Origin of the sequence: Accumulibacter sp. (assembly GCF_029255145.1) — a bacterium.
Classification (GTDB): Bacteria; Pseudomonadota; Gammaproteobacteria; order Burkholderiales; family Rhodocyclaceae; genus Accumulibacter.
Genome location: NZ_JAPUVQ010000023.1, coordinates 1 through 3305, shown reverse-complemented (window position 1 = coordinate 3305; position 3305 = coordinate 1). Strand labels below are relative to the sequence as shown.

Below are 3305 nucleotides of genomic sequence, written 5' to 3'. Positions count from 1 at the left end.
CTCCTTGCACTCCTAGCGACGCTTGGTCTATGCCATACGAAAATTATGGCCTTCGAAATAAAGTGCTACTCGCAATTCCGGAATTCTACCTACATTCCCGGCCGGGATCAGGAAATCTGAAGTTTGGCAGTTGTTTCAGTGTCGGCGACAAGGTGATGCAGATCGAGAACAACTACGACCGCGATGTATTCAACGGCGACATCGGCCTGGTGACCGGAATCGATCACGACGAAGAAGAACTCGCCGTGACCTTCGACGGCCGGCTGGTCAGCTACCCGTTCGGCGAACTCGACGAGCTGGTGCTCAGCTACGCGACGACGATCCACAAGTCGCAGGGCTCGGAATACCCGGTGGTGGTGATTCCGATCTCGACCCAGCATTACATGATGCTCAAGCGCAACCTGATCTACACCGGCATTACGCGTGGCAAGACGCTGGTGGTGCTGGTCGGCCAGAAGAAAGCACTGGCGATGGCGGTCAAGGGCAGGCAGGTGGAAAGACGCTGGTCCAGGCTGAAAGAGCGCCTAGCCAGCACTCGGCCCTGATCCACGATCCCCACAGTCCCTGTGCCCGGCGCGCGACTCGGCCGAGCGACAAGGCCCCAAGCTCACCGGGTCTCCAAGTGCCGCCGGCAGGCACCGAGGGCTGCCGCCAGGCCGCTGTGCTCGGGCGACCACACCACGTTCAGGTCGCCTGCGCGCGCCCAGTCGGCCAGGGGCCTGCGCGACCAGCCGAGCAACGCTTCAGCCGATTCGCTCCGGGCGTCCAGCGCTCCCAGCCAGCCATTGCGGCCGGAGGTCTTGACGACATAGAGCGCCGCATCAGCGATGTTGACCACGGCACTCCAGCCCAGCGCGCCCGGATACTGCGTCGCCAGCGGGAAGCAGCAGAAGCCGATCGAGCAGGTCTTGGCGAGCAGACTGCCATCGTCCAGTTCGAAAGGCTGATCGGCGACCGTGGCGCGCGCGCGCTCGGCAAGTTCGGCCGCATGCGCGCGCGGCGTCGCGCGCGCCACGACGAGGAATTCTTCGCCGCCCCAGCGCACCAGGTAGTCGGTATCGCGGAACACACCCGCCAGTCGATCGCACATCTGGATGATCACCGCGTCGCCGGCGGCATGGCCGCGCTGGTCGTTGACCTGTTTGAAGTGATCAATGTCGAACAGGAAGAAGATCAACCCGGCGTCTTCCCGCAAGCGTGCGCCGAACCTCAGGTGGCTCTCGTACTCGCGCATCGCCAGCGCCGCATCGGCGTCGATGTGCTGCGTCAGGAAGCGGCGGTTGCGCAGACCGGTCAAGGGGTCGGTCAGGCTGGACTCCTGCAGCGCGGCCGACTCGCGCTGAAGGGCCAGGGTCAGCGTCTCCAGTTCGATCGTGCGCTCGCGCACCAGTCGCTTCAGCTCGCTCTGGCGCGCACGCAGATGGCGCGTGCGCAGCTGCACCAAAGCGTAGATCATCACCAGCAGCAGCGCAAAAGACGCCAGACGGAACCACCACGTTTGCCACCAGGCGGGCAGGATGCGCAGCTTGATCGCCAGCTCGTGCGGACTCCAGACGCCGCTGCGGTTGGTCGCGCGAATGCGCAACAGATAGTCGCCGGGAGCCAGATTGCTGTAGCTGGCGACCCGGGAATCGGCGCTAACGTGGATCCAGTCGGGGTCGAAACCGGCCAACTGGTACGCGTAGCGAGCGCGGCCAGCGTCGCTGTAGTCGATTGCTGCAAAGGCAACGCTGAAGCTGCGCTGCTCGGGCGTCAGCTGCAGCCCCTCCTGGAGCCGGCCGGCGGCGTGTCGCTGACCGTTGATGTTCAGCTCGGAGATCACCAGCGGCGGCGCGTAACCCGAAGCGTCGAAACTCTCCGGGCTGACCACCAGCATGCCCTTGCTGCCGCCGAAGAGCATGCGGCCATCAGCCGTCCTGGTGCGCGCCAGGAACCAGCCGGTGCCGAGATCGGCACCATCCGCTGCCGTCAGCTCTTCGAGCCGATCGCTGGCCGGGTCATAGACGTACATCTGCGTCCAGATGCGACCACGCCGGTCTTCCATCAAATTGCCGCCAAATGGCCGACTGACGACGCCGTGGCGGGCGCTGATGTGCTCGAAGCGGACCGGCTGGCCGTCGTCCCAGCGGCTCATTCGATGCAGACCGGTCACCGCGGTGTCGACCCACAGCGTCTGCTGATGATCGAACAGCAGTCCGATGACACTGACGTTGCCGAGGCCGGCACCACCTTTCGCTTTGACCGGCTGCAGTTCGCTGCTGCCGGCAGGAACGCGAAAGAGCCCCTTGCCACCGCCGACCCAGACACTGCCATCAGCGGCCTCGGCGAGCGCGTTGATATCGGTGCGCAAGACTTCGGCCGCGCCGGGTCGCAGGCAATAAACGCCGCCCTGCGTGGCCACCCACAGCGAGCCATCGCTGCTGGCCAGCAACCGTCTGGTCAGGCCGCCGCCGTGCGCGACGATGCGCAGTTGCCGGCGGTCGCCGCTGAACTGATAGAGCTCGGAATCGGCGCCCAGCCAGACGCTGCCATCGCCGGCCTGCGCGATGGCTTCGACGAAAACCGGCGGCAGCGACGGCCTGGCTCCTGGCGCCGCCGCCTCGGTGGGCCGGCGGTTGCGCGGCCAGACCGCGCCGGTGACACGCAACTGGCTGTCCATCACCGCCACGCCACCCTTGTGCGTGGCCGCCCATATTTCACCATTATCCAGTTGCAGCACGCTGCGCACATCGGCTTCGGAAAATGGGCCGTCAGGCTGTGGATCGGCACCACGCAACCAGATGCTTCGCTTGTTCGGGTCATGGCGTTGCAGACCAACGCCAAAGCCGCCAACCCAGATCAAACCCGAGTGATCGCGAATCAGCGCGGCAACCTCGTTGCCTGCCAGACTCGTACGCTTGCGCAAATCGTGTTGCAGGCGCTGCAGCAGGCGACCGTCAGCCAACTCACGAATTTCGATTCCAGACGATCGGCCGACCCAGATTCGTCCTCCCGGCGCCTCGACCAGGCTCGACACCGCGCCTTGGTTTGCGGCGTCGCGTGTGTGCTCGACGAGCACGCCATGGCCGCTGGCGGGGTCGATAATCGCCAGATCGCCTTGCTGCGTGCCGACCCAGATGCGCCCATCCGACGCCTGCAACAGCGCCTGGACGAGGCGACCACCGAGGTCGACGCTGCCGTCTGTCAGCAACGGAAGTAAATTGATACAGCGCAACGATTGAAAGTTGATACACCGAACTGAGAAGATCGGCGATTTTTTGAGGCGCCGATGATCACGAAGGAGGTGTATGTGGAAATCGAAGTAT

Annotated in this window: 1 protein-coding gene and 1 pseudogene; one reads left to right on the top strand and one right to left on the bottom strand. The window is 64.6% G+C overall.

All coding sequences use genetic code 11. The features are described from left to right. Positions 1 to 116: 116 nt before the first annotated feature. Positions 117 to 545 (top strand): annotated as a pseudogene (locus Q1L50_RS01950) (ATP-binding domain-containing protein); the annotation flags it as partial. Between the two features lie 62 nt (positions 546 to 607). On the opposite strand, the gene Q1L50_RS01945 reads toward Q1L50_RS01950, so the two are convergent. Next, complete coding sequence (locus tag Q1L50_RS01945; protein ID WP_300335501.1) at positions 608 to 3190, bottom strand: ligand-binding sensor domain-containing diguanylate cyclase; 2583 nt, start codon at positions 3188 to 3190, stop codon at positions 608 to 610. Positions 3191 to 3305 lie beyond the last annotated feature (115 nt).